This window comes from Streptomyces sp. NBC_00038 (genome assembly GCF_026343635.1).
Lineage (GTDB): Bacteria > Actinomycetota > Actinomycetes > Streptomycetales > Streptomycetaceae > Streptomyces.
In genome coordinates, this window is the sequence record NZ_JAPELQ010000001.1 from 9,004,348 (window position 1) to 9,029,870 (window position 25,523).

General features: G+C 71.1%; 21 protein-coding genes. 4 read left to right on the forward strand and 17 right to left on the reverse strand.

Translation table 11 applies throughout. The features are described from left to right. Positions 1-54: 54 nt before the first annotated feature. Both OG219_RS40340 and OG219_RS40345 read right to left on the reverse strand, forming a co-directional pair. Entirely contained in the window at positions 55-1,035 is a 981-nt protein-coding gene (locus OG219_RS40340) for a DMT family transporter (protein WP_266835251.1), read from the reverse strand. Next, entirely contained in the window at positions 1,032-1,883 is an 852-nt protein-coding gene (locus OG219_RS40345) for a phosphatase PAP2 family protein (protein WP_266835253.1), read from the reverse strand. The genes OG219_RS40340 and OG219_RS40345 overlap by 4 nt, the downstream gene beginning before the upstream one ends. Positions 1,884-2,113: 230 nt before the next feature. Between OG219_RS40345 and OG219_RS40350 the strand changes: the two genes are divergently transcribed. Beyond that, positions 2,114-2,728 (forward strand): TetR/AcrR family transcriptional regulator, encoded by a 615-nt coding sequence (locus OG219_RS40350; RefSeq protein ID WP_266835255.1) that lies wholly within the window; start codon positions 2,114-2,116, stop codon positions 2,726-2,728. Positions 2,729-2,879: 151 nt separating this feature from the next. Here OG219_RS40350 and OG219_RS40355 read toward each other — a convergent pair whose 3' ends face one another. The 3 genes from OG219_RS40355 to OG219_RS40365 are packed head-to-tail and all read right to left on the reverse strand — an operon-like array spanning position 2,880 to position 6,367. Further along, positions 2,880-3,857, reverse strand: a complete 978-nt coding sequence (locus OG219_RS40355; protein WP_266835257.1) for a DUF2510 domain-containing protein — start codon at positions 3,855-3,857, stop codon at positions 2,880-2,882. A gap of 55 nt (positions 3,858-3,912) precedes the next feature. Then, complete coding sequence (locus tag OG219_RS40360; RefSeq protein WP_266835259.1) at positions 3,913-5,067, reverse strand: anhydro-N-acetylmuramic acid kinase; 1,155 nt, start codon at positions 5,065-5,067, stop codon at positions 3,913-3,915. Positions 5,068-5,071: 4 nt separating this feature from the next. Continuing rightward, positions 5,072-6,367, reverse strand: coding sequence for an MFS transporter (locus OG219_RS40365; protein ID WP_266835261.1), 1,296 nt, complete (start codon positions 6,365-6,367; stop codon positions 5,072-5,074). A 259-nt stretch (positions 6,368-6,626) separates the two neighbouring features. Between OG219_RS40365 and OG219_RS40370 the strand changes: the two genes are divergently transcribed. After that, positions 6,627-9,296, forward strand: coding sequence for an AAA family ATPase (locus OG219_RS40370; protein ID WP_266835263.1), 2,670 nt, complete (start codon positions 6,627-6,629; stop codon positions 9,294-9,296). Here the strand turns inward: OG219_RS40370 and OG219_RS40375 are convergent. The 8 genes from OG219_RS40375 to OG219_RS40410 all read right to left on the reverse strand — a co-directional run bounded on the left by OG219_RS40375 (position 9,293) and on the right by OG219_RS40410 (position 16,659). Then, positions 9,293-10,102, reverse strand: coding sequence for an SDR family NAD(P)-dependent oxidoreductase (locus OG219_RS40375; protein WP_266835264.1), 810 nt, complete (start codon positions 10,100-10,102; stop codon positions 9,293-9,295). The two genes, OG219_RS40370 and OG219_RS40375, sit on opposite strands and share 4 nt — an antisense overlap. Before the next feature lie 114 nt (positions 10,103-10,216). Beyond that, entirely contained in the window at positions 10,217-11,365 is a 1,149-nt protein-coding gene (gene pcaD / locus OG219_RS40380) for a 3-oxoadipate enol-lactonase (RefSeq protein ID WP_266835266.1), read from the reverse strand. Next, on the reverse strand, positions 11,362-12,690 hold the full coding sequence (gene pcaB / locus OG219_RS40385) for a 3-carboxy-cis,cis-muconate cycloisomerase (RefSeq protein ID WP_266835268.1): 1,329 nt from the start codon (positions 12,688-12,690) through the stop codon (positions 11,362-11,364). Before pcaB ends, pcaD begins: the two co-directional genes overlap by 4 nt. Further along, a complete protein-coding gene (gene pcaG, locus OG219_RS40390) occupies positions 12,687-13,250 on the reverse strand; it encodes a protocatechuate 3,4-dioxygenase subunit alpha (protein ID WP_266835270.1) in 564 nt (187 codons plus the stop codon). Before pcaG ends, pcaB begins: the two co-directional genes overlap by 4 nt. Before the next feature lie 2 nt (positions 13,251-13,252). After that, on the reverse strand, positions 13,253-14,023 hold the full coding sequence (pcaH, locus tag OG219_RS40395; RefSeq protein ID WP_266835272.1) for a protocatechuate 3,4-dioxygenase subunit beta: 771 nt from the start codon (positions 14,021-14,023) through the stop codon (positions 13,253-13,255). 10 nt (positions 14,024-14,033) lie between these two features. After that, a complete protein-coding gene (locus OG219_RS40400) occupies positions 14,034-15,236 on the reverse strand; it encodes a thiolase family protein (protein WP_266835274.1) in 1,203 nt (400 codons plus the stop codon). Further along, positions 15,233-15,877 carry a CoA transferase subunit B gene (locus OG219_RS40405; RefSeq protein WP_266835276.1) on the reverse strand — a complete coding sequence of 215 codons (645 nt, stop codon included), beginning with the start codon at positions 15,875-15,877 and terminating at the stop codon, positions 15,233-15,235. Before OG219_RS40405 ends, OG219_RS40400 begins: the two co-directional genes overlap by 4 nt. Then, complete coding sequence (locus tag OG219_RS40410; RefSeq protein ID WP_266835278.1) at positions 15,877-16,659, reverse strand: CoA transferase subunit A; 783 nt, start codon at positions 16,657-16,659, stop codon at positions 15,877-15,879. The genes OG219_RS40405 and OG219_RS40410 overlap by 1 nt, the downstream gene beginning before the upstream one ends. Before the next feature lie 251 nt (positions 16,660-16,910). On the opposite strand from OG219_RS40410, the gene OG219_RS40415 reads away from it, so the two are divergent. Then, positions 16,911-17,375: a MarR family winged helix-turn-helix transcriptional regulator gene (locus OG219_RS40415; protein WP_266472977.1), complete on the forward strand. Its 465-nt coding sequence runs from the start codon at positions 16,911-16,913 to the stop codon at positions 17,373-17,375. A gap of 29 nt (positions 17,376-17,404) precedes the next feature. Here OG219_RS40415 and OG219_RS40420 read toward each other — a convergent pair whose 3' ends face one another. Continuing rightward, a complete protein-coding gene (locus OG219_RS40420; RefSeq protein ID WP_266835280.1) occupies positions 17,405-18,415 on the reverse strand; it encodes a DUF3048 domain-containing protein in 1,011 nt (336 codons plus the stop codon). Positions 18,416-18,580: 165 nt separating this feature from the next. Continuing rightward, the gene (locus OG219_RS40425; RefSeq protein WP_266835282.1) at positions 18,581-19,651 is read right to left on the reverse strand and encodes an ATP-dependent DNA ligase; all 1,071 of its coding nucleotides are present in this window, start codon (positions 19,649-19,651) and stop codon (positions 18,581-18,583) included. Between the two features lie 74 nt (positions 19,652-19,725). Between OG219_RS40425 and ligD the strand changes: the two genes are divergently transcribed. Continuing rightward, positions 19,726-20,742 carry a non-homologous end-joining DNA ligase gene (ligD, locus tag OG219_RS40430; RefSeq protein WP_266835284.1) on the forward strand — a complete coding sequence of 339 codons (1,017 nt, stop codon included), beginning with the start codon at positions 19,726-19,728 and terminating at the stop codon, positions 20,740-20,742. A gap of 56 nt (positions 20,743-20,798) precedes the next feature. Here the strand turns inward: ligD and OG219_RS40435 are convergent, their stop codons facing one another. Together OG219_RS40435 and OG219_RS40440 are read right to left on the reverse strand one after the other, a co-directional pair. Next, entirely contained in the window at positions 20,799-23,015 is a 2,217-nt protein-coding gene (locus OG219_RS40435; RefSeq protein WP_266835286.1) for a family 16 glycoside hydrolase, read from the reverse strand. After that, positions 23,015-25,444 carry a ThuA domain-containing protein gene (locus tag OG219_RS40440; protein ID WP_266836398.1) on the reverse strand — a complete coding sequence of 810 codons (2,430 nt, stop codon included), beginning with the start codon at positions 25,442-25,444 and terminating at the stop codon, positions 23,015-23,017. Before OG219_RS40440 ends, OG219_RS40435 begins: the two co-directional genes overlap by 1 nt. Positions 25,445-25,523: the final 79 nt, after the last annotated feature.

The following is a 25,523-nucleotide window of genomic DNA, read 5'->3' on the forward strand; positions in this document are numbered from 1 at the left end:
CCATGGGAAAGGGCGGCCGCGGACACTCCGCGGCCGCCCTTTCCCATGGCGGTTCTAGTGGGCGGTCAAATGCCCCGGGTTCGGTTGCTGGGGCATCAACGAGGGTTCGTACGCCGCCGACTCGGGCTCCAGCGCCAGCACCGCGGCGACCGGGTGGTCGTCGACAGACAGGACCGCCCGGACCGGGTGGTCGTCGGCCATGGACGCGAGGACGAGCTCGGGCGCCGACCGCGACAGCGTCACCACGCCCCACGCCGCGACCCCGGCTCCCATGAGAGCCAGCAGTACGCCCGCCGCGCCGCCCTGAAGGCGTTCGCCGAGCAGGGACAGGCCGATCACGGCGGCGGCCAGCGGATTGGCGAGTGTCACGACGGCCAGGGGTGCGCCGAGACCGCCGCGGTACGCGGTCTGCGACAGGAGCAGTCCGCCCGCCGCGAAGGCCGCCACCAGCACGGCCACCACGATCACTTGGGCACTGAGCAGCGAGTCCGAGCGGTCCGTCGCGGCCACCGTCACCGTCTGCGTGAGCGCCGAGGCGACACCGGAGGCGAAGCCCGAGGCGGTCGCGTGCCGCAGCCCGGGCCGGGTGCCCCGTCGCGCGAGAGCGCCGATCAGTACGGCGGTCGTGCCGGCGACGGCCAGCGCCTGCGGCACGCTCAGCACGTCGTCGGGCGCGGGCCCGGACGCCGTCACGAGCAGCGCCGCGAGGCCGATCAGGGTGAGCGCGGTGCCGCGCCACTCGACCGCGCTGACCCGCCGCCCGGCGACCCGCGCACCCAGCGGCACCGCGGCCACCAGGGTGAGCGCGCCGAGCGGCTGAACCAGCGTGAGGGTGCCGTACTTGAGCGCGGCCACGTGCAGCAGCGCCGCGGACGCGTTGAGCGCGACGGACCACCACCAGGCCCCGCTGCCCAGCAGACGCAGCATGCCCGAGTCGGAACTGCGGGAGGCGAGCCGCTCCTGGGCCACGGCCGCGGCGGCGTACGCGACGGCCGAGAACAGGGACAGGACGATGGCGGCGGCCGTGGCGTTCATCGGCCGGCTCCCACGAGCTCCGGTATGTCCCGTACGGAGTCGTCGGCACGTTCCTGGGCGCGCCCCGCCGTTGTCGTCGTCCGGTGCGGCAGGTGGATCACCGCGAGGGCGATCCCGAGCAGCGCGGCGGCCACGATCGCGTCGAGCCAGTAGTGGTTCGCCGTACCGACGATCACCACCAGCGTGATCAGCGGATGCAGCAGCCACAGCCAGCGCCACCGGGAGCGGGTCGCGGCGATCAGGCCGATCGCGACCATCAGGGCCCAGCCGAAGTGCAGCGACGGCATCGCCGCGAACTGGTTCGCCACCGCGTCGGTCGCGGGATGCGCCCCGTACACCGTGGGCCCGTACGCCTGCCCCGTGTCCACGAGACCCGCGGCCTTCAGCAGGCGCGGCGGTGCGAGGGGGAAGAAGAGGTGTCCGACCAGGGCGGCGCCGGTGACGACCGCGAGGACGCGGCGCGCCCACACGTAGTGGGCCGGGCGCTTCAGGTACAGCCAGACCAGGAAGGCGACCGTGGCCGGGAAGTGGACGGTCGCGTAGTAGGTGTTCGCGATGTGCACGAGGGTGTCGCTGTGCAGCATCGCGTTCTGCAGGCTGCCTTCGCCGGGCAGGTGGAGGGACCGCTCCCAGTCCCACACGCGGTCCGCGTTGCGGAAGGCCTCGGCGGTGTGGCCGGTGGCCAGCTGCCGGCCGACCTTGTAGACGAGGAAGAGGCCCACGACGAGCAGGAGCTCGCGCAGGAGCGGCGGGCGTGCGGCGGTGTCGTCCGGCGACGCCCGGCGGCGTATGGCCGACGCGGGCTCCGGTTCTGTCTCGGACTCTGCAGGCTCGGTACGGGAATCCATCCCCCGGCCCCCTTGCTGACGGTCTTGCGCGGGGTGGTGCGTGGTGAGCCCAGGACAAGGTCCACTCCTCACAGGTCCGCTCTACACGGGAGTGGGTCCTGTCCAAGGCTCATCGATACGCCAGTGTACCGATACGCCGCCGTATCGGTACACTGGCGTATCGATTAGACTGTGTGAAGAGCACCACCGGAAACGAACCGGGTCGAACCGAACCGAGCGAGGAGAAGAGCATGACGTCGCAGGCCGCGGACGGACCGGAGACGGTCGTCGCCTCGCGCCGCTCCAAAATCACGCCCGAGCGTGAGCAGGAGTTCTACGACGCCGTGATCGAGCAGCTCCGCGAGTGCGGCTATGACGCCTTCACCATGGAGGGCGTGGCGGCCAGCACCCGGTGCAGCAAGTCCACGCTCTACCGCCAGTGGAAGACGAAGCCCCAGTTCGTGGCGGCGGCGCTGCGCGCCAACCGCTGCCCTCGGTTCATGGGTATCGACACCGGCTCGCTCGCCGGGGACCTGCGCGAGGCGGCGCGGGCCGCGGGCGAGTGGTCGGGCCAGGACACCCAGCTGCTCCAGGCCCTCGGCCACACCGTGATGGCGGACGAGGAGCTCCAGCGGGCGCTGCGTGAAGCGCTCGTCGAGCCCGAGGTGGCTTCGCTCAAGGAGATGATCGACCGGGCGGTCGACCGTGGTGAGATCGCCGCCGATCACCCGGCGCTCGAGTTCATTCCGGCGCAGATCATCGGCGTCATGCGGGTCCGCCCCGTCCTGGAGGGGGAGTACGCGGATGCGGCGTATCTCACACAATTCGTGGAGGCAGTCGTGATTCCGGCCCTCGGCCTCACCTGAGACCCAGGCCGCCGTCCGCGGGATGACCGGACGTCGGCCTGCTCGCGCCGCACCGTGGGGACGGGGGCGGCGCGCACCCCCCGGCCGGGTGGGGTTCCTCTTGAGCGGAGAGGCGCCTCACCCGGCCGAACTGTCTCCTGCCGGACAGGCCCTACACGCCCTGCCCGCTGCCGGCCGCGGACGCCACCTTGATGCCCTTCGTGATCGTGTCGATCACGTCCTGCTTCTCGCTGACGTCGACGCCGAAGCGGATCACGACGAGCTGCCCGGAGCTGAGGGGGGAGGGGAAGGCGAGCGACTCGACATAGCCGTCCTCGCCCTTGCTGGTGACCGCCTTCCAGCGGACCAGGTACCCCTTCTGCCCCGCCACGGTGACCGCCTTGGAGGCGAGCACCTCGTGCGAGGTGATCTCGCCGTAGGACGCGCCGCCGTAGGACTCCTCCGCGTTCTTGGAGATGTCCTCCTTGGCCGCCGCCTCCGCGGTGGTCGCCTTCAGCTCCAGGGCCAGCGCGGGGGCCGAGTACAGCCCGCCAGCGGTACAGGTCGCCGTGGTGTCGCCGGGGCACTTGTAGGAGTCGTCCGAGGTCACCGCGGCGCCCACCGAGATGCTCGAGCCGGTCCAGCCGTCGGGCACGGGGATGCTGATGCCGTTGACCGCGTCGGTGGCGAAACCGTCCTCGGTCTGCGGCTGCCCGGACTGACCCGGCGCCGGGGTCTGGCCGCCGGAACCGCCCGAGCCGCCACCGGGACCGCCGGGCGCGCCACTGGGAGCACCCGAGGGACCGCCCGTACCGCCCTGGAGCCCGCCGGGACCCTGGGAGTTGGCGGTGGTGTCGCTGCTGCCGTCGTCCTTGGTCAGCGCGTACACACCACCCCCGATGCCCGCCAGGACCGCGATCGCCACGGCGACCGCTATGCCCGTGCGCAGCCCACGTCGCGGCGGACCCGGCGGAAAGGCCGGATACGGTCCGGCGCCCGGTGGGTGCACCGGGGGACCCCATGCGGCGGCCGACCCGACGGGGCGGGTCTGGTCCGTCCATGTCTTCCCGTCCCACCAGCGCTCGGTGGCGGGACTGTCATCTGTCTGCCCGGGGTCGGGATACCAGCCGGGAGGAGTCACCTGCGTCATGGGGCCCACCGTATGAGGCGTGGGTGAAAGACGGATGAGAGGGGGCGGGCAAGGTTCATTTCAGGACCAGCCGATGCGGTGCCCGATCCGGCCGCGACGGCAGCCGCAGCCCCTCCCGCCCCGGCGTGACCGAGCCGAGCACGCTGGGATGCCGGGCCCCGGTGCTCGCCGGGTCGGTGCCCGCGAGCCCGTGCACGGTCAGAAACCCCAGCACGGCGAAGGCGTACGCCTCCTTGGCGGTCGAGGCCACGCCCAGCGCGTCGGAGCTGCGCAGCGCGACCCCGGGGAGTTCGGCGCCGAGCATCGCCATGAGTACGGGGTTACGGGTGCCGCCGCCGGAGGCGATCACCTCGGTGGCCCGCACCGTGCGCACCGCGTCCGCGACCGTGCGGGCGGTGAGTGCGGTGAGCGTCGCGATGACGTCCTCGGCGGTGAGTGTCCCGAAGCCCGTCAACGCGTCACGCAGATAGGCGAAATGGAACAACTCCTTGCCGGTCGTCTTGGGCGCGGGCAGCGCGTAGTAGGGCTCCGCGAGCAGGCGTCTCAGGAGCGGGCCGTGGACGGTGCCGCGGGCGGCGAGGGCGCCGTCCACGTCGTGTTCGAGGCGGCCGCCGCTGAAGCCCCGCGCCGCCGCGTCGAGGAGCGCGCACGCGGGCCCCGTGTCGAAGGCGGTGCCGTCGGGCGCGGTGAGGTTCGCGATGCCGCCGAGGTTGAGTGCCACCGGCGTTCCCGGTCTGCCGCGCAGCCACAGCAGGTCGAACAGGCTGACCAGGGGCGCGCCCTGGCCACCGGCGGCGATGTCGCGCGGGCGGAAGTCGGAGACCACCGGCAGCCCCGTCGCCTCGGCGATCCAGGCGGGCTGCCCGAGCTGGAGGGTCCCGTGCACCCGTCCATCCGCCACCCAGTGGTAGACGGTCTGGCCGTGGGAGGCGACCAACTCGGCGCCCCCGTCGCACAGTTCGCGGTCGGCGCGGACCGCCGCGGCCGCGAAGGCCTGCCCGATCAGGGTGTCGAGGCGGCACACCTCGGCCAGGCCGATCGTGGCCGGAGGCAGCGCCGCCGCCAGCGCGCCGCGCAGTTCCGGGTCGTACGACTCGCTGACGAGCCCGAGCGGCCGCAGGACGAGGCTGTCCTCGTCGAGGGTCAGCTCGGCGGCCGCCGCGTCGATGGCGTCGTACGACGTGCCGGACATCAGGCCGATCACCCGCACGCTCTCAACTCCCTTGCCTCTGGCGCCCCTTGGGGAGCGTGGCCAGTGCGAAGACGCTGACGGCGCAGGTCGCCGCCGCGTAGTACCCGGGAATGTCCACGCTCCCGGTCCGTTTGATCGTCTCCGTGATGATGAGCCCCGCACAGCCCGAGAACACCGCATTGGACAGGGCGTAGGCGAGTCCGAGGCCCGTGTAGCGGACGCTCGTGGGGAACATCTCGGAGAGCATCGCCGGTCCCGGCCCGGCCATCAGCCCCACCACCGCGCCCGCCAGGAACACGGCCGCACCCTTCAGCGCGTTCGAAGTCCCGCTGTCCTGAAGGAGGTTGAGCAGCGGGACCGCCAGCACGGTGACCAGGACGGCCCCCGTGAGCATCACCGGACGGCGCCCGATCCGGTCGCTGAGCAGGCCCGCCGGGATGATCGTGGCCGCGAAGCCGAGGTTGGCCAGAACAGTGGCGAGCAGCGCCTGCTGGAAGGTGGCGTTCAAGCTGCTCTGGAGGTACGAGGGGAGCACGACCAGGAAGGTGTAGCCGGCCGCCGCCCAGCCCATGACGCGCCCTGCGCCGAGCATGATCGCCCCGACCAACTCCCTTACCGGTGGGCGCTCCTGCAGCCGCTCCCGTTCGAAGGCCGGTGTCTCGTCCAGCTTCAGCCGCAGCCAGAGTGCGCCGAGACCGAGCGGCAGCGTCAGCAGGAAGGGGAGCCGCCAGCCCCAGTCGCTCAACGCCTGAGCGCTGAGCACCGTGGCCAGCAGCGCAGCGATCCCCGCGCCGGCCAGCAGCCCCAGTGCCACCGTGAAGGACTGCCAGGACCCGTAGAGACCGCGCCGGCCCGGCGGCGCGAACTCCGTCATCAACGACACAGCGCCCCCGAACTCCCCTCCCGCGGAAAGCCCTTGGAGTACCCGCAGGAAGGTGAGCAGCCACGGGGCGAGGGCGCCGACGGTGGCGTATGTGGGCAGCATGCCGATCAGGGTCGTCGCGGCGGTCATCAGGACGATCACCAGGATCAGCACCGGACGGCGCCCGATCCGGTCGCCGAGCCGCCCGAACAGCGCGGCGCCCACGGGCCGGAAGAAGAACGCGAGTGCGAAGGACGCGTACGTCTTCACCAGTCCCTCGACCTCGCTGCCGCCCTCGGGCGTGAAGAACCGCGCCGCGATGATCGTCGCGAAATAGCCGTAGACCCCGAACTCGTACCACTCGATGAAGTTGCCCACGGAGCCCGCGAACAGGGCCCTGCGGGAGTGCCCGCGCGGGGAGGCGCGCAGGTCGGAGTCGTGCGCGGGGGCGCTCATGCCGGTTCCTCCCGGGGGGTGCCGGGGCCGGGCGGTGCCGGCCGGTGGCGGGGGCTGACCTGGGAAAGTTAGTTTCAATTTACGGGTTGTTGACTGTCAATAACTTTCACACCGGCTGGTCGGCGCTCCGGCGCGTCGCCTTCGGAACCGTGCCGTCACCCGTATCGGCAACAGCTGCCCGGACCGGCCGACATGGTGGCTCAGGGAGGGCTAGGCTCGTTGCCTGTACGTCGTTTGGGCGACCTGGGGAGGTAGCGGGATGACGGAGGTACGGCCAGGAGTGGCCGCCTCGGCTCCCCTGTGGGAGCGCGATGAGGAAGTCGCCACGCTCGAGCAGGCGATCGGCGCCCTGTGCGCGGACTCCGCCTTACCGGGAAGCCTGCTGGTGTTCAGCGGCGACGCGGGTCTCGGCAAGACCTCGCTCCTCGCAGAGGCGCGCCGGATCGCGGAGAGCAACGGCTGCGCGGTGTGGTCGGCACGCGGCGGCGAGACCGTCACGTCCGTCCCCTTCAACGTCGTACGGCAGCTCCTGCAGCCCGCCCTGGTGTCGCTGCTGTCCGAGGAGGCGCGCGAATACCTGGGCGACTGGTACGACATCGCGGGACCCGCGCTCGGCATAGCGGAACCGGGCGACCGCCAGCCCGACCCGCAGGGCGTCTGCGACGGCCTGGTCGCGGCCGTACGACGGCTGGCCAAGCGCGAGTGGCCGCTCGTTCTCCTCATCGACGACGCGCACTGGGCCGACCAGGAGACCCTGCGCTGGCTGGCCGCGTTCGCCGAGCGCCTCGACGACCTGTCGGTCCTCGTCGTGGTGGCCCGCCGCCCGGGCGGTGTGAGCGGCGTGAGCGCCGGTCATCTCGACACCATCGCCGCCGCGGCCCCTCCGATCGCCACCCTGAGCGCGCTGACACCCGCGGCCGCCGAAGGGCTGACCCGAGCCACCGTCGGAGAGCACGCCGACGCCCCGTTCTGCCGTGAGGTGTGGGCCGTCACCGGCGGCAACCCGTACGAGACAGTCGAGTTGCTCGCCAAGGTGCAGGACAGCGGACTCGATCCGGTCGAGGCCTCGGCCGCCGAGCTGCGCGCCCTGAACCGTTCGGCCCGCGGCCGCGGACTCGTCGCCCGCCTCGAAGGGCTCGGCATCGACGCCACGCGGTTCGCCTGGGCGGCCGCCATCCTCGGCACCGGAATCTCCCTCGACCTCGCCGCCCACCTCGCCGGAATGCCGGCCGAGGAGGCACTGCGCTGCGCCGAACTGCTCGGCGCCGCCCGCATCCTGACCAAGACCGAGCCCGTGAACGGCCGGGTGGCCGAAGGCGACCTGGAGTTCGTGCACCCGCTCATCGCCAGCGCGGTCTACCGCTCGATCCCGGACGCGCTGCGCACCGCGATGCACGGCCAGGCCGCGTGGGCGGTCACCGACTCCGGGCGCGGCGCCGCCGCCGCGTCCCGCCACCTCCTCGAAGTGCACCCGGACGAAGACCCCGAACTCGTCGAGCAGATGCGCGAGGCCGCCCGCGAACACCTCGCCGTCGGCGCGCCCGACGCGGCCAGGCGGTGTCTGGAGCGCGCACTGGCCGAGCCCCCGCCCTCCGAGGTCCACGCGCGCGTGCTCTACGAACTGGGCTGCGCCACGCTCCTGACCGCGCCCGCCAAGACGATCGGCCATCTGCAGGCCGCGCTCGACCGGCCCGGTCTCGAAGGCGATCTCCGCGTGGACGCCGTCTTCCGCCTCTCTCAAGCGCTCCTCCACAACGACCAGTTGGAAGAGGCCGTCCGCACCGTCGTCACCGAGGCCGCCCGCCTCGATCCGGGCCCCGCCCGGATGCGGCTCCAGGCCGTGCACTACATGTGGGAGGGCATCCACGCCGGCGAGGAGCAGACCTCCGGACGCTCCAGCGGTCTCGCCGAACTCGTCAAGACCTGCACCGGCCGCGACAACTCCGAGCGCGCGCTGCTCATACTGCGCGGCTTCGACGCGATGACGCGCGGCGAGAACGCCGAGGAGGTCGCGGAACTCTGCGACCGCGCCCTCGTCAACGGCCGCCTCGCACCCGGCCTCGGCTGGACCGACACCGAGTGGGGCATCGAACTCCTCCTGATGCTGGGCAGCGCGTACGCCTACAGCGACCGGCTCGACCGGGCCGAAAGCCTGTTCAGCGAGGCCCTGCACGCCTACATGAAGGCCGGCTGGAGCGGCGGCCATCTCGCCCTGGCCAACGCCTACCTCGGCCTCGCCCACCGCAGACGGGGCCGCCTCGCCGACGCGGAGACCTACCAGCGCGAATCACTGCGCCTCGCCGAACGGGTCGGGCGCGGTCTGCCCCTGTACTGGTCGGCGACCTGCGGGCTCATCGACACCCTGCTCGCCCGCGGCCACGTCCTGGAGGCCGAGGAGATCGCCGAGGAGTACGGCTTCGCACCGCCGTACCCGTCCACCATCGTCCTCCCGGACACCCGCTCCGTACGCGGCCGCCTGCTGCTCGCCGCCGGCCGCGCCAAGGAAGGCATCAACGAACTGGAGGCGGCCGAGAAGGCCGCCGCCGTACGCGGTCACCACAACACGGTGCTCGCTCCCTGGGCGGTCGACCTCGCCCGCGCCCTCGCCACGGAGGACCCGGCGCGCGCCGCCCGCCTGGCCGCCGACGCCCGCCGCCAGGCCGAGCGCTTCGGCACGGACACGGCCATCGGTGAGGCCCTGCGCTGTGCGGCCGCCCTGGAGTCGGGCCAGCGCGCGGTACGGCTCGCCGCCCAGGCGGTCACCTATCTGGAGTCCTCTCCCTGCCAGTACGAACATGCGGCGGCCCGCGTCGAGTACGGCATCGCGGCCAGGTCGGTGTCCGAGCTCAACAAGGGCCTGACGCTGGCGCGTTCGTGCGGAGCGGACGGGTTGGTGGCGCAGGCGCAGCGGGCGCTGGAGGGTTTCTAGCCCGTCGGGTACCGGCCTTCGAGCAGCTGCTCGGTGGTCGCCTCCAGTCGCTTCCGGACCTCGCGGTCGTACGCTTCCTCGTGCGCCCGCGAGGGACTCGTACCGTCGAAGTACCCGCCTGTGCCCAACTCCGTTGTGGCCAGGGCGAGTACACCCCTGGCACCGTCGGCCACGGAGGACCACGGGCTGACACCGGCCTCGCGGACCATCGCCGTGTCCATGTAGGTCGCCGGGTGCAGCACGTTCACCGAGACACCGCTTCCCGCCAGCTCCTCGCCGAGTGCGAAGGTGTGCGCCGCGAGCGCGAACTTGCTGCGGCAGTACGCCGATACGCCGCTGTAGCCCCGGGTGAGTTCGGGGTCGTCGAAGTCCAGCGGTTCCTGGCCGGCGGAGCCGACGTTGACGATGCGGGAGGGGGCGCCCGCACGGAGCGCGGGCAGCAGCGCCCGGGTCAGCGCCACCGGGGCGAGGTAGTTCACCGCGAGGCGGAGTTCGTGTCCGTCGACGCTCTCCTCACGGCCCGCACCCTGTGAACCGCCGCCCACGCCTGCGTTGTTGATCAGTACGTCGAGGCGCGGATACGCGGCCGCGACCTCCGCCCCCAGTGCACGCACCTGTGCCAGGGAGCCCAGGTCGGCGACGAAGCCCTGCGCCTCACCACCCTCGGCGCGCAGCTCCTGGACGAGCTGCCGGGTACGCGCACCGTCGCGACCGTGCGCGAGGACGACGTACCCGGAGCGGACCAGCTCGAAGGCGACGTAACGGCCCAGGCCGGAGGTGGCGCCGGTGATCAGGACAGTGGGCACGGGGGCTCCGTTCGCAGAGGATCTCCGTCCAGCGTAGGCATGGCGCGAGGGCCGGTGCCTGGTGCAGTTGTCACTACGCTCGGCAGGGTTACCGTGCCGAATCGCCGCTGCGGATCAGGCTTCCGCCCCGTCCTCCTCGGCCAGCACCCGCTGGGCCACCGCGAACGCCGAGTTGGCCGCCGGGACACCGCAGTACACGGCCGTCTGGAGCAGGACCGCGCCGATCTCCTCGGGCGTGAGCCCGTTGCGCCGGGCCGCACGGACGTGCATCGCGAGTTCGTCGTAATGGCCGTGCGCCACGAGGGCGGTCAGCGTGATCATGCTGCGCTCACGGCGGGCGAGCGTCGGATCCGTCCAGATCTCGCCCCAGGCGTAGCGGGAGATGAAGTCCTGGAAACGGGCGGTGAAGGGGGTCTGGCGGGCCTGCGCGCGGTCCACGTGCGTGTCGCCGAGTACCTGGCGGCGTACCTCCATGCCGCGCGGCGCGTACCCGTCGAAGTGCCCGCGCAGCGCGGCGAGTACGGCCTCCGGGCGTTCGGCCGGTGCCAGATGCGAGGCGCCCGCGATCTCGGTGAGGGTGGCGCCGGGCACCGCGTCCGCGATCTCCCGCAGATGCGCGGGCGGCGTCGCCGGATCCTCGCGGCCGGCGATCAGCAGGGTCGGCGCGCCGATCGACGTCAGCCGGTCGCGGATGTCGAACGCCGCGAGCGCGTCACAGCAGGCGGCGTACGCCTCCGGATCCGCGGCGCGGTGGTCCTCGATCAGCTCCGGCACGGTGAAACCGGGCGTGAACCAGCGGGAGTTCGCGGTCTCGGCGAGTGCGGCAAGCCCCTCGCGGCGAACGGTGGCCGCCCTTTCCTCCCACGCCTTGGCGCCGTTGAAGTGGGCCGAGGAGCAGATGACCGCGAGGGACGACACCCGCTCCGGGTGGTACGCGGCCAGGTGCAGACCGACCGCGCCGCCCAACGAGACGCCCGCGTAGGCGAATCGGCCGATGCCGAGCGAGTCGGCGAGGGCCAGCACCAGATCGGCCAGGTCGCCGACGGTCGCGCCGGGCCCGATCAGGCCGGCCGGGGAGCCGCCGTGGCCCGGCAGGTCCCAGCGGATGACCCGATGCGTCACGGACAGCTCGGGCGCGACCCTGTCCCACAGGGCGGTCGAGGTGCCCAGCGAGGGCCCGAGCAGCAGCGGGGGAGCACTGGCCGGCCCCTCGGCGCGGTAGTGCGGCAGCTTGCCGTTCGGGAAGGTCGGCTGCGTGGTCAACGTCGCTCCAGGGCACGGTCGGTGAGGGCTCCCGCGGAGCCCGTGTAGCGGATGGGGTCGGTGAGGTCCGCGAGATCGAGGTCCTTGAGCTCCGGCTCCTCGCCGAGCAACTCCAGGAGGGGCCGGTTCTCGGCGACGGCCCGTTTCGCGGTCGCCGTCAGCAGCTCCTTGGCACGGGCCCGCCCGAGCACGGGAGCGAGCGAGGCGGCCAGCCGCTCGGAGACGATCAACCCGTGGGTGAGGCCGAGGTGTTCACGCATGACGTCCGCGTTAACCCGTAGCCCCTCGGCCAGTTCCACGGCATCGCGCGCCGCCCCGCCGACGAGCCGCAGCAGGTCCCGCAGCGGCTCCCATTCGGCATGCCAGGCCCCGGCGGGACGCTCGTCCTCGGCCGCCATCGCCCCGTACAGCGTGGCCGCGAGCTGCGGTGCGCGCCGGGCCCCGGCGGCGATGAGGGTGGCCCGCACGGGATTGGCCTTGTGCGGCATGGCGGACGAACCGCCGCCGGTGCCTTCGGCGAGCTCCGCGATCTCGGTACGGGCGAGCGTGAGCACGTCGGCAGCGGTCTTGCCCAGCGCCCCCGCCGTGAAGGCCAGCGCTCCGGCCAGGTCACCGATCGGCGTACGAAGGGTGTGCCAGGGCAACACGGGCTCGGCGAGGCCGAGTTCACGGGCGTATGCGGCGGTGAGGGCCTGGGTGTCCTCCGCGCCGAACACGGTAAAGGCAGCCAAGGTCCCGGCGGCACCGCCGAGTTGGGCGGGCAGCGACCCCCGTACGACCGAGACCCTGTCCCTGGCGTCAAGGACAAGCGATCGCCACCCGGCCGCCTTCAGCCCGAAGGTCGTCGGCACCGCGTGCTGGGTCAGCGTCCGGCCCGGCATCACCGTGTCCCGGTGCTCCGCCGCGAGCCGGGCCAGCGCCCGTTCCGTACGGTCCAGATCCCCCAGGACCAGATCCAGTGTGCGCGCGGCGACCAGCATGGTTGCCGAGTCCATGATGTCCTGGCTGGTCGCACCCCGGTGGACGTACGCCCCGTACTCCGCGCCGACCGCCGTCGTCAGGTCCGCGACCAGCGGGATCACCGGATTGCCGCCGCCACGGGCCCGCAGCGCGATCGCGCGTACGTCGAAACGCGAGGCGTCGGCGGCCGCGTCCACCGCGTCGGCCGCCTCCGCCGGAGCCAGCCCCAGGGACGCCTGGGCACGGGTCAGCGCGGCCTCCGCGTCGAGCAACCCCTGCAGATACGCGGTGTCGCCCGTCGCGGCCGACGCCGGGGAGCCCGCCCACCCGGGGGCGAGCAGGGCTTCGGAATCACCGAATGTCACTGGAACTCCAGGAAGACCGTTTCGCCTTCGCCCTGAAGGCGGATGTCGAAACGGTACGTCCGGTTCGCGCCCTCGGCCGCGATCAGCGTGGCGCGCCGGTCGGCCGGGAGCGAGTCGAGCAGCGGGTCGGCGCCGTCGGCGAGGTACGCGCGGGTGAAGAGGTGGTTCGTCAGACCGCGCGCGAACACGCACACGCTGATGTACGGCTGTCCGGCGTTGCCCGGAGGCAGCGTGGAGAGCGCGTAGTGCCCGTCGGCGTCGGTGGGGACCCGCCCGAAGCCGGTGAAGTCGGTGCCGTTGCGGCCCAGGAAGCCGCCCGTGGACGGGTCGCGGCGCATCGAGCCGGGGGCACCCGTCAGGGAGCCGTCGGGCGCCGCCTGCCAGAAGTCCAGGAGGGCGTCGGGGATCGGCTTGCCCGCGCCGTCGAACACGTACCCGTGCAGGGTGATCGCCTCGGGGTGACCCGGGGGCGCGATCCGGTCGCCCTCGGGGAAAGGGAGGGCGTGCCCGTAGAAGGGGCCGATCGTGTGGGACGGGGTGGGGAGCAACCGCTCGGTCATGCTCAACGGCCTTCCTCGATCCAGGTGGCGGAGGGACCGTCGAGGACGATGTCCCATTCGTAGCCGAGCGAGAACTCGGGCGCCGAGAGGTCGTGGTTGTAGGTGGCGATCAGGCGGTTGCGGGCCGCCGTGTCCGTCACGGAGTTCAGGATCGGGTCGTACGGGAACAGCGGGTCGCTCGGGAAGTACATCTGGGTCACGAGCCGCTGGGTGAACGCCGTACCGAAGACCGAGAAGTGGATGTGTGCGGGCCGCCACGCGTTGGTGTGGTTCCCCCAGGGGTAGGGGCCCGGCTTGATCGTGGTGAACGCGTACCGTCCCTGATCGTCCGTCAGGGTCCGCCCCACACCGGTGAAGTTGGGGTCCAGAGGTGCCGGATGCTGCTCGCGCAGATGGGCGTAACGGCCGGCGGCGTTGGCCTGCCAGACCTCGACCAGCTGGCCACGCACCGGGCGGCCGTCGCGGTCGAGCAGCCGGCCCGAGACGGTCATGCGCTCGCCGATCGGCTCGCCCCGGTGGTGGCGGGTGAGGTCGTTGTCGATCTCGGTGATGTCGGTGACGCCGAAGACCGGACCCGACAGCTCGACCGTCTCCGGGTCGCCGCCGCTCACGGCGACGAGAGGCTGCTCGGGGTGGCGCAGCACCGAGCTGCGGTACGGGGCGTAGTCGCGCTGCGCGTGGTTCAGGACCACTCCGCCGCCGGCCACCGCCTTGTCGTACGCGTCCTGGCGGTCCTTGATCTCGACGTCGATGTCCGACTGAGTGAGAGCCATGGTCGACTTCCTATCGTTCGAGGACGAGGGCGAGGCCCTGGCCCACGCCGATGCAGAGGGTGGCGACACCAACTCCACTGCCCTTGCGGGCGAGTTGGTGGGCGACGGTTCCGGCGAGGCGGGCTCCGGAGGCGCCGAGGGGGTGTCCGAGGGCGATTGCGCCGCCCTGGGGATTGAGGACGGCCGGGTCGAACTCGGGCCACTCGGCCACGCAGCCGAGGACCTGCGCGGCGAAGGCCTCGTTCAGCTCCAGGGTTGACAGGTCGTCAAATGTCTTGCCCGCCTTGAAGAGTGCGCGGTTGACGGCCTCCACCGGGGCCAGCCCGAAGTAGTGCGGCTCGATCGCGGAGACGCCGGTCGCCGAGACGCGGGCCAGCGGCTCGCGGCCGGTGGCTTCGAGCCCCTCCTCGTCGACGAGGAGCAGGGCCGCCGCGCCGTCGTTCAGCGGGGAGGCGTTGCCCGCCGTCACCGTGCCGTTCTCGGTGCGGAAGGACGGCTTGAGCCTGGCCATCGCCGCGAGGGAGGCGTCCTCGCGTACGCATTCGTCGGCGCCGAAGACGAGCGGCTCGCCCTTGCGCTGAGGGATGGAGACCGGGGCGAGCTCGCCGTCGAAGAGGCCGTCCGCCTGGGCCCGGGCCGCCTTGCGGTGGCTGGCGAGGGCGAACTCGTCCTGCTGCTCGCGCGTGATCTTGTGCTTGTCGGCGATGAGTTCGGCCGACTCGCCGAGCGGGATGGTCCACTGGGGGTCCATCTTCGGGTTGACCATGCGCCAGCCGAGCGTGGTGGAGTACAGCTCGGTGTGCCCGGCAGGGAAAGGCCTGTCGCTCTTGGGGAGGACGTAGGGGGCGCGGGTCATCGACTCGACACCGCCGGCCAGGGCGATGGAGGCGTCGCCGAGAGCGATGGCCCGCGCGGCCTGGATGACGGCTTCGAGCCCGGAGGCGCACAGCCGGTTGACGGTCACGCCCGGCACGGAGGTGGGCAGGCCCGCGAGGAGCGCGGCCATACGTCCGACGTTGCGGTTCTCCTCGCCGGCGCCGTTGGCGTTGCCGAAGTAGACGTCCTCGATCCGGGAGGGGTCCAAGTCCGGTGTGCGGGCGAGGAGTTCACGGATGGCGTGGGCGGCCAGGTCGTCCGGGCGGACGGACGCGAGCGCACCGTTGTACTTGCCGAACGGTGTGCGGACCGCGTCGACGATGTAGACGTCCCTCATGAGGTCTCCTCCGGGGTGCGCACCTTGGCGGCGGTCTTGGCGACGATCTCTCCGATGTCGACCCCGGGCGCGGTCTCCACCAGGACCAGGCCCTCGTCCGTCACGTCGAGAACGCCGAGATCGGTGATGACCCGGTTCACGCACGCTTTCCCGGTGAGCGGCAGCGCGCACTCCTCCAGGATCTTCGGGGAGCCGTCCTTGGCGGTGTGCGTCATGACGACGATGACGGTGCGGGCGCCGTGCACGAGGTCCATCGCCCCGCCGATCCCGGTGATCATCTTGCCGGGGATGGCCCAGTTGGCGAGGTCGCCGCTCGCGGAGACCTGCATGGCGCCGAGCACGGCGACGTCGATGTGGCCGCCGCGGATCATCCCGAAGGACAGCGAGGAGTCGAAGTAGGAGGCGCCGGGCAGGACCGTGACGGTCTCCTTGCCGGCGTTGATCAGGTCGGGGTCGACCTGGTCCTCGGTGGGGTACGGGCCGGTGCCGAGGATGCCGTTCTCCGACTCAAGGATCACCTCGACGCCGTCCGGCAGATAGTTCGGGATCAGCGTGGGCAGGCCGATGCCGAGGTTCACGTACTGGCCGTCCTCGAGCTCGCGCGCGGCGCGGGCGGCCATCTGTTCGCGTGTCCAGGCCATCAGCTGCTCACCGTTCCGTTGGCCGCGGGCGCCGAGACCGTCCGCTGCTCGATCATCTTGGCGTTCGCCTGCTCGGGAGTGAGAGCGACGACACGCTGCACGAAGATGCCGGGCAGGTGCACCGCGTCCGGGTCGATCTCCCCGGGCTCGACGAGTTCCTCCACCTCGGCGATCGTCAGCCGCCCGGCCATCGCGGCCAGGGGGTTGAAGTTCCGGGTGGACTTGTTGAAGACCAGGTTCCCGTGCCGGTCGCCCTTGGCGGCCCGCACGAGGGCGAAGTCGGTGCGGATGCCGTGCTCCAGCACGTACTCCGTGCCGTCGAACTCCCGCACCTCCTTGGGCGGTGAGGCGAGCGCGACGCCGCCCTCACCGTCGTAGCGCCAGGGCAGTCCGCCGTCCGCGACCTGGGTGCCGACCCCGGCCGGGGTGTAGAACGCGGGAATCCCGGCGCCACCGGCGCGCAGCCGCTCGGCGAGGGTGCCCTGCGGGATCATCTCGACCTCCAGCTCCCCGGACAGGTACTGGCGGGCGAACTCCTTGTTCGCGCCGATGTACGACCCCGTCACGCGGGCGATCCGCCCGGCCGCGAGCAGTACCGCGAGGCCGGACTCCATCGCCCCGCAGTTGTTGGAGACCACCCCGAGCCCGGTGACACCGCGCTCGTACAGGGCCTGGATCAGCACGTTCGGCACGCCGCTGAGGCCGAAACCGCCGACCGCGAGTGTCGCGCCGTCCGGCACATCGGCCACCGCCTCCGCGGCTGTGGCGACCACCTTGTCCATCCGAGAAGCCCCATCTCTCCCGAGCGTCCAGCGCCCCAGTTAGTCAGGGCACTGATTATTTCTTCGAGGTTTCAAACACGCTGCCACCCCGGCCCACTTCAGTCAAGACCTCCGGGGAATGTGCAGGTGAGAGTCTTGGAATGGGGCGAGACAGGCGGTGGTGCGGCCGGGTATCGTTCAGTACACCAACGAATTTGATCCGTACGAGTGGCGCATACGTGGCGCCGCACGGGCCGAGCCGAGGAGCGCACATGGCCGCGGTGGACCTCTCCACCCACCCCGGGCACCTGGCCCGGCGACTGCAGCAGGCGCACTACCTGCTGTGGAACACGATGGTCTCCGAGGAGATCACCTCGCCGCAGTTCGCGGTGCTGAACGCGCTCGTCGCGGAGCCGGGCATGGACCAGCGCACGGTGGGGGAGCGGGTGGGCCTGGACCGGTCCACCATCGCCGAGGTCATCAGCCGGCTCGGGCGCCGCGGCCTGCTCGACAAGGTGCGCGACCCGCAGGACGGCCGCCGCTTCCTGCTGCGCCTCACGGACGAGGGGACGCGCACGCACCGCAAGCTGACCGTCCGCACGGCACGGATGAACCAGGTCTTCCTGGCCCCGCTCTCCACCGACGAGCAGGCCCTGTTCTTCGACCTCATCCGGCGCGTCTCGGACGCGGCGGAGGGGCTCCGCAATCCGGCGGAGCCGCTCGTCACCCAGCGCTAGCCGCGTGCCATGGCGCTCGATCTTCGGGGTCACGCCTTCGCGAAGACCACCCACACCTGGCCCTTGGCGAAGTTCATCGGCGCTCCGTCCGCCGTCGTGAACTCCGTACCGTCCGTGGCGCTGGGACGCGCCCAGTCCACATCGAAGACGCGGCCGTCGCGCAGCACCTTCGCGGTCCCCGAGCCCACCGTCTCCGTGTACGGCGAGTTGCTGCCGAGGACGTCGTGGTACTTGGACTTGCGGACCTTCACGTACTGCACGACGACCGTCGCGGGAGCCACCGTGTTCCCGTCCGTCGTCACCGTCGGGGTCCCGTCCATGGCCACCAGCCAGCGCTGCCGGCTCTCGGACCAGGTGAAGGTGAAGCGGGCCGCGGGGAAGCGCACCGTGCGTGAGGTCTCCGGGCTGCCGCCCGCGGGCGCCGTACCGAAGTGGAACCCGGTGGTGAGGGCGGCGGAGCCCGGTGAGGATGCCGCCAGCCGCTGGGGGCGCAGGTAGAGATTGTGCGGGGCGGACTTGCCTGTGCCCCGGTAGTAGGCGTTTCCGGACGCCTTCCCGGGCGGGTGCGCGTTCAGTGGCGCCTTGTTGATCAGCGGCAGCAGCTTGTGCTGGGCGCCCGAGAAGGCGAGCGTCGGCTCGTCGAACTGGCGCAGCAGTTCGAGGTCGGACTCGCGGGCGCTGCGCACCGGGCCGACGACCTTCGGCAGCTTGCTCGCGTAGACCGCCATCAGCCGGCTCAGACCGCCCTCGACCTGCTCCGCGTACACGATGTCCGCCGCTTCCAGGCCGGTCTGGGGGCGGGCCGCACGCACGTTGTCGATCTTCACGGCGAGCACCGAACCGGCGCTCGCGGGAGGGATGGGGCTCTGCGTCCGCCCCTCCTCGGTCTCCTGGCTCGGGCCGGGGATCTGGTTGTTCCCGCGCCCGTCGTCGATCGCGTCGCCGCCCGAAGTGCAGCCGGTCATCAGGGAGCCCGTCATCGCGGCGGCCAGCAGTGCCGCCGTCATCGCGCCGCGCCGCATCCGCGCCATCTGTCGCATGCCCACCGTGCCACCCTGTCCCGTGTCATCGATTGTGCGCTTATAGGTTCATCGGTGGCCATACCCGTTCGGTTGTGATTGCGCGCGCCAAGTGAGCCGTTCGGCTCAGCGGGATGCATCGGAGGGGGTTCGGGGGAGGGCGGGACGGTGGGCTGATCGGCTTGGTCAGTCCTGCGGGCCGAAGATCTCCGCGAGGTCGTAGCCCACCGGCTCCTCCAGCTGGCTGTACGTGCAGCTCTCGGCGGTGCGGTCGGGGCGCCAGCGGCGGAAGCGGGCCGTGTGGCGGAACCGCACGCCGTTCTCCATGTGGTCGTACGCCACCTCGGCCACCCGCTCGGGCCGCAGCGGCACCCAGGAGAGGTCCTTCTTCGACGACCAGCGGCTGGGCGCGCCCGGCAGCCGCGCCGTCTCGTGCGCCGACTCGTCCGCCCAGGCGGCCCAGGGATGCTCCCCGACGTCCTGGAGTCGCAGCGGCTCCAGTTCCTCCACCAGCTCCGCGCGCCGCTTCATCGGGAACGCGGCGCTCACCCCCACGTGCTGCAGGGTGCCCTTGTCGTCGTACAGACCCAGCAGCAGGGAGCCGACGATCGGCCCGCTCTTGTGGAAGCGGTAGCCGGCGACGACGACATCCGCCGTCCGCTCGTGCTTGATCTTGAACATGGCGCGCTCGTCCTGCCGGTAGAGCAGATTGAGCGGCTTGGCGATCACACCGTCCAGGCCCGCGCCCTCGAACTGCTCGAACCACCGGCGCGCCACGTCGATGTCCGTGGTCGCCGGCGCGACGTGGACCGGAGCGGTGACGCCGGACAGCGCCATCACCAGCAAGGCGCGTCGGTCGCCCAGCTCGACGTCGAGCAGCGAGTTGTCGGCCAGGGCCAGCAGGTCGAAGGCCACGAAGGAGGCGGGCGTCCGCTCGGCCAGCGTGCGCACCCGGGAGTCCGCCGGGTGGATCCGTTCCGTGAGCGCGTCGAAGTCGAGCCGCCCGTCCCTGGCGATCACGATCTCCCCGTCCATCACACAGCGCGCCGGCAGCCGCTCCCGCAGCGCCTCGACCAGTTCGGGAAAGTACCTGGTCAGCGTCTTCCCGGTACGACTGCCGAGCTCGACCTCGTCGCCGTCCCGGAACACGATCGCCCGGAAGCCGTCCCACTTCGCCTCGTAGTGCATGTCCGGCGGAATCTTCGCCACGGACTTGGCGAGCATCGGCTTCACGGGTGGCATCACCGGCAGGTCCATGCTCCGATTCTGCGCGGTTCCGGAGCCGTCCGCCCGGTGTGCGGCGCAACCACCGTAGGCCTACCGTGTCTCGCATGGGCGAAGCGGTGGAACTGGAAGCAGCCGGGAGGACGGTACGTCTGTCCAGCCCGGGCAAGGTCTTCTTCCCGGAGCGCGGCTTCACGAAGCTGGACCTCGCCCAGTACTACCTGGCTGTCGGTGACGGCATCCTCCGCGCGCTGCGCAACCGCCCCACCACCCTGGAGAGGTACCCGGACGGCGTCGCGGGCGAGTCCTTCTTCCAGAAGCGGGCGCCCAAGAACATGCCCGACTGGATCCCGACCGCCCACATCACCTTCCCCAGCGGCCGCAGCGCCGACGAGATGTGCCCCACCGAGCCCGCCGCGGTCCTGTGGGCGGCCCAGTTCGGCACGCTCACCTTCCATCCGTGGCCGGTACGCCGCGATGACGTCGACCACCCCGACGAACTCCGCATCGACCTCGACCCGCAGCCCGGCACGGACTATGCCGACGCCGTCCACGCCGCCCATGAACTGCGCGCCGTCCTCGACGAGTTCGGCGGGCTGCGCGGCTGGCCGAAGACCTCCGGCGGCCGGGGCCTGCACGTCTTCGTGCCGATCGAGCCGCGCTGGACGTTCACACAGGTGCGCCGGGCCGCCATCGCCGTCGGGCGCGAACTGGAACGCCGGATGCCCGACCGCGTGACCATCAAGTGGTGGAAGGAGGAGCGCGGTGAGCGGATCTTCGTCGACTACAACCAGACCGCCCGCGACCGCACCATTGCCTCCGCCTATTCGGTACGCCCCCGTCCGCACGCCCCCGTCTCCGCGCCCCTGCGCTGGGACGAGGTGGACGACGCCGTGCCCCGCGACTTCGACCTCGCGACCATGCCCGCGCGCTTCGCCGAACTCGGCGACGTGCACGCCGACATGGACGACCACGCCTTCTCCCTGGAAGCCCTGCTGGACCTCGCCAACCGCGACGAGCACGACCACGGCCTGGGCGACCTGCCGTACCCGCCCGAGTACCCCAAGATGCCGGGCGAGCCCAAGCGGGTGCAGCCGAGCAGGGCCAAGCACGAGGAGAGCTAGCAGCCTGAACGGGGAGGCTCCGGGACGATCCGGAGCCTCCCCGCGCAGAGCGTCGGCTACAACTCCTTGATCCGGATGTCCCGGTACGAGACCACATCCGTGGTGCCGTGCACCTGGAGCCCGACATAGCCGGAGGCGAACCGCCGTCCGTCCGTGCCCGGGTCGTCCGAGCGCGGCGGGTAGAAGTCCTGGCCGCCGATGTTGTCGAACTCGTTGATCAGCACACCGTTGCGGTACACCGAGTAGTGCTGGTCGACCACACGGATCTCGTAGTCGTTCCAGGTGCCCTTCTGGGTGACGCCCGCACCGGCCAGGCCCACCCGGTCGAAGCCGTAGACCGAACCCGTCTTGTACATGTCGCCGTCGGGCCGGTCGAGCACCTGCACCTCGTGCCCGTACTTGATGGCGACCCACTCGGGGCGCGACTCCTCAGGGTGGTCGTGGACCCACGGGAACCGCACGAACACACCGGAGTTGGCGTTGCCGGTGCCCGGAGCGTCGTCACGCCACTGAAGCTTCAGCGAGAAGTCTCCGTACTTGCGCTGCGGGAACCACAGCATGCCGAGGCCGCCCACCGATGTGCCGGAGGTGATCGACCCGTCCGCGTTCAGCCCGAACGAACCGCCGCCCACCTGCGCCCACTTGGCGAAGGACTCCTGCGAGCCGTCGAAGATCTTGCTGTAGCCGTCGGTCTGGCCCGGCTTGCCGATACCGGACTGCTTGGCCGCCCTGTTGACCGTGTTGTACTCCCGCTGATCGATGACGCCTTCCTTGAGGAGCTTGTCGAGGACGGTCTTCACATGCTTGAGGAACAGCGCGTGGGAGGTCCACTCCTTCTCGTCCTCGATCAACTCGTTGATCCGGCAACGGTTGTTGGTCACCCGGTTCGGCACACCCGAGTCGACCGTGCCGACGATCACCGTCAACCGCTCGTCGAACTCAGGGCAGTTGGGTGCCGGAACCCCGCCGCCCGGTGCGACCGTGAAGCTCACGGTGCGTGGATCGGAGGTGTTGCCCGCCTTGTCCCTCGCCCGGTACGCCACCGTGTGCGCGCCGACGCGGTCGACCAACACCGGTGCGGTGTACGCCAGATAGGGCCCGGCGTCGAGGGAGTACTCGATCGCGGAGACCCCCGAGCCGCCCTCGTCGGTCGCGCTCACGGTCACCACGGCGCTGTTCACGTACGCGCCGTCGGAGTTCTTCGTCCCGTCGACGGTCACCCCGGTCACCGGCGGCGTCGTGTCGGAGACGGGCGGTTCCACGACCGTGAAGGCGACGCTCTTCTCGGCGGCCGTGTTGCCCGCCTTGTCGGTCGCGCGGTAACGCACCTGGTGTGCGCCGAGCGAGTGCACCATCACGGGAGCCGTGTACGGCTGCCAGGCACCGGAGTCGACCGCGTACTCGATGGTGTTGACGCCCGAACCGGTGTCGGAGGCGGAGACGGTGACGGTCGCCATCGACAGGTACTCGCCCTGATCGTTCTTCTCCCCGGTCACGGTCGCCGAGGTCTCGGGCGCGGTCGTGTCGTCCGTCGGCAGGGCGACCACGTTGAACTCCGCAGCCTTCTCGGCAGCCGTGTTGCCCGCCTTGTCGACCGCCCGATAGCGGATCTTGTGGGAGCCGACCTGGTCGATCACGACAGGCGTGGTGTACGGCTGCCAGGCCCCCGTGTCACCGACGGCGTACTCGATCCGCTCGACGCCCGATCCGGCATCGGAGGCGCTCAGCGTCACCGTCGCCGAACCGACGTACGCGCCCGCCGAGTTCTGCGTACCGCTCACGGCGGCCGAGGTCTCGGGCGCCGTGGTGTCCTCGCCAGTGCCCTCGGTGACCACGAGGATGCCCTGCATCTGTCCGTGGCCCGGAATCGTGCAGTGGTAGAAGTAGCGGCCGGGCGTGAGGGTGACCTCGGCGGTGTGCAGGCCGCCCTGGTCGTCGAACGGGTTGGCCAGGATGTTGAGTTCGACGTCGTTGTTGAACTCGGGGTCGGAGGTCACGAACGTCAGGGTGTGCGGCATGCCGGTCGTGTTGCCGGTCGCCACGCTGTTCTCGAAGACGATCGTGGTCGGCCCCGCCACGGCCGTCGTCGGCGCGGACATGTACTTGGTGATGTCGTCGCCCGCCGTCCAGGTGAGCGTCTGTGCGGCGGCGGCGCCCGAGGGAGCGTCCTCCGTACGCCCGAACGCCGACGTCGACGTCAGCCCGAGCACCATCAGCAGGGACGCCAGCAGGGCCGTCCACAGACGTCCTGTTCTTCGCCTTCGTACGCGCATCACTCCGCCTTCCTGGCGAGCCGGTCGGCGGCCGGAGTCGGTCCACCGCCCGTGTAAGTCACCTTCCACAGCGCCGACTTGGCGTCCGAGGTGAAGAAGCCGCGCCCGTAGTCGAGGACATAGAGCGCGCCGTCCGGTCCGAACTTCCAGTCCATGAGGTTCTTGATGCCGTCGTTGCCGATGGGCACGATCTTCTTCAGGGACTCCGAGTGGATCGGGAGGCCGCCGTCGCCGGCCGTCTTCGGGTCGGTGATCACGGCGTTGCGCGGCTGGTCGGAGTCGTAGAAGTCACCGACGAACCACTTGCCGTCCCAGTAGGCGGGCCATTTCGCGTCGCCCGCGACCGAGGAGTCGTACCGGTAGACCGGCCCGTTCATCGCCGCCTGACCGCCGCCCTTCAGCCACGGCAGCAGGTACGTGGCCTCCTCCTGCTTGTACGAGGGGATGCCGTTCACGTCGCGCGGATAGTCCGGGGCACCGCCCTGGGGCGAGTACCAGATGCTGTTGCCGGTGACCGGCGGGAGGTTGACGAGACCGTCGTTGTTCGGGGACTCGTTCTTCGGGTGGGCGCAGTCGTACCAGCCCAGTGGCTTGGTCGGGTCCGGCAGATTGCGGTCCCGGTAGGGCTGGTTGTTGCCCATGCAGTACGGCCAACCCCGGTTGCCCGCCTTGGTGATGACGGCGAAGGTGTCGTACTTGGCCGGGCCCCAGGTCGTCGACGGCGCGCCCGCGTCGGGGCCGACCCAGCCGGCGTACAGCGTGTCGGTGGTCTTGTCGACGGAGATGCGGGCGGGGTTCCTGACGCCCATCACATAGATCTCGCCGCGCGTCTTGCCGCCGCCCTCGTCGGGCTCCTCGCCCGTGAAGAGGTTGCCCGCCGGCAGCGTGTACGTGCCGTCGGCCTCCGGGTGGATGCGCAGGATCTTGCCGTTGAGGTTGTTGGTGTTGCCCGCGGTACGGCGCGCGTCCGCGAACGAGACACCCTTGTAGTTGGGCTGGGGGTTGTTGCCGGAGTAGCCGTCGCTGAAGCCGCTGGAGTTGTTGTCACCCGTGGCGATGTACAGGTTGCCCTTGGAGTCCCAGGCCATCCCGCCGCCCGCGTGGCAGCAACTGTGGATCTGCACCGGCCACTTGAGGAGCACCTTCTCGCTGCTCAGGTCCAGCTTCTCGGTGGCGGGATCGAGCGTGAAGCGGGAGACCCGGCGCTCGGCCATCCGCGTATCGCGGTTGATCTGGGAGTGGGGTGTGTAGTGCAGATACACCCAGCCGTTCCGCTCGAAGGCCGGGTCGATCTCGATGCCGAGCAATCCCTCCTCGACCTTGACCAGTTCATCGCCGCCGCCCTTGTTGCCGAACACGGTGAGCGCTCCGGCCAGGGTGACCTTCTTGGTCTTCGGGTCGTAGACGTGGATCTCGCCCCTGCCCTTGCCGATATCCGGGTTGTTCCAGTCGGTGATCACGGGCTGGGAGGAGTCCGCTCCGCCGCGGCCGATGTAGAGCACCCGTCCGTCGGGCGCGGTGACCAGGCCGTGCGGCTCGCCGATCTGGTCGTTCTGGCCCGGCTGGTTGGGCTGGGTCAGGCGCTCCGCCTTGTAGTTGGCGTTGATCGTCGCCTTGCAGTCGGCCTGGGCGAGGCGGGTCGTCCAGAGCAGGGCGCCGCGCAGATGCGTACGGAAGTCGGTCTCGTCGTACGAGGAGGCCGTGCCGCCCATGCCGGTGTAGAAGGAGCGGCCGCCGTCGTAGTCGCGGCACCAGCTCACCGGGTGGTCCCAGCCGTTCTTGCTCGCGCCCGGCTGATACGTCGACTCGCGCACCCGCGCCACCGTGTGCACGTCGCCCGAGGGGTTCTTCACCCAGTTGAGCCACTGGTCGGGACGCTTCCACTGGACCGGCAGATCCTTGCTCGCGGGGTGCTGCCGGTCACCCACCTCAACGGTCGCCCGCTGCACGGTTGTCGGGCTGGTGCTCGCCGGACGGGCGCCGACGAGTCCGGTGAACCAGTCCGAGTACGGCTCGGCGCGGGCCGCGTCATGGATGCCGACGAAACCGCCGCCCGCCTCCATGTAGGCCTCGAGGCCGGCCTCCTGCTCCGGATCGAGGACGTCCCCGCCACCCGTCACGAAGACGATGGCGTTGAGCCGGCCCAGCTTCGTCTCGTTGGTGAAGACCGACGCGTCGTCCGTCGCCTCGACCGTGAACTGCTGTGCGGCCGGACCCGACAGACCGATCTTCTCGATCGCCTCGATCCCGGCGTTGACGACCGGTGACTCGTCCCCGGCGGCCGCGGAGCCGTAGAAGACCAGCACCCTTGCGTTGGCGCCGCCCGGTGGCGACGTGATGGACATCGTTGTCAGAGCCGGATCGGGGGCGGGGCGCGCACTTGCGGACGGCGCCGAGAGCGCCCCGGCGGTGACAGCTCCGGCGGCCAGGGCGGCTGCCCAGGCGCGGCGGTGCCTTCTGCGTCTTCTCGCGCTCGACTCTCGTAAAACTGACGGTGTTTGATGCGAT

What these genes read in the sequence shown, in the direction of transcription:
- OG219_RS40340 (WP_266835251.1), bottom strand. Translation starts at nt 1,035, where the DNA reads ATGAACGCCACGGCCGCCGCCATCGTCCTGTCCCTGTTCTCGGCCGTC.
- OG219_RS40345 (WP_266835253.1), bottom strand. Translation starts at nt 1,883, where the DNA reads ATGGATTCCCGTACCGAGCCTGCAGAGTCCGAGACAGAACCGGAGCCC.
- OG219_RS40350 (WP_266835255.1), top strand. Translation starts at nt 2,114, where the DNA reads ATGACGTCGCAGGCCGCGGACGGACCGGAGACGGTCGTCGCCTCGCGC.
- OG219_RS40355 (WP_266835257.1), bottom strand. Translation starts at nt 3,857, where the DNA reads ATGACGCAGGTGACTCCTCCCGGCTGGTATCCCGACCCCGGGCAGACA.
- OG219_RS40365 (WP_266835261.1), bottom strand. Translation starts at nt 6,367, where the DNA reads ATGAGCGCCCCCGCGCACGACTCCGACCTGCGCGCCTCCCCGCGCGGG.
- OG219_RS40370 (WP_266835263.1), top strand. Translation starts at nt 6,627, where the DNA reads ATGACGGAGGTACGGCCAGGAGTGGCCGCCTCGGCTCCCCTGTGGGAG.
- pcaG (WP_266835270.1), bottom strand. Translation starts at nt 13,250, where the DNA reads ATGACCGAGCGGTTGCTCCCCACCCCGTCCCACACGATCGGCCCCTTC.
- pcaH (WP_266835272.1), bottom strand. Translation starts at nt 14,023, where the DNA reads ATGGCTCTCACTCAGTCGGACATCGACGTCGAGATCAAGGACCGCCAG.
- OG219_RS40400 (WP_266835274.1), bottom strand. Translation starts at nt 15,236, where the DNA reads ATGAGGGACGTCTACATCGTCGACGCGGTCCGCACACCGTTCGGCAAG.
- OG219_RS40405 (WP_266835276.1), bottom strand. Translation starts at nt 15,877, where the DNA reads ATGGCCTGGACACGCGAACAGATGGCCGCCCGCGCCGCGCGCGAGCTC.
- OG219_RS40410 (WP_266835278.1), bottom strand. Translation starts at nt 16,659, where the DNA reads ATGGACAAGGTGGTCGCCACAGCCGCGGAGGCGGTGGCCGATGTGCCG.
- OG219_RS40415 (WP_266472977.1), top strand. Translation starts at nt 16,911, where the DNA reads ATGGCCGCGGTGGACCTCTCCACCCACCCCGGGCACCTGGCCCGGCGA.
- OG219_RS40420 (WP_266835280.1), bottom strand. Translation starts at nt 18,415, where the DNA reads ATGCGACAGATGGCGCGGATGCGGCGCGGCGCGATGACGGCGGCACTG.
- OG219_RS40425 (WP_266835282.1), bottom strand. Translation starts at nt 19,651, where the DNA reads ATGGACCTGCCGGTGATGCCACCCGTGAAGCCGATGCTCGCCAAGTCC.
- ligD (WP_266835284.1), top strand. Translation starts at nt 19,726, where the DNA reads ATGGGCGAAGCGGTGGAACTGGAAGCAGCCGGGAGGACGGTACGTCTG.
- OG219_RS40435 (WP_266835286.1), bottom strand. Translation starts at nt 23,015, where the DNA reads ATGCGCGTACGAAGGCGAAGAACAGGACGTCTGTGGACGGCCCTGCTG.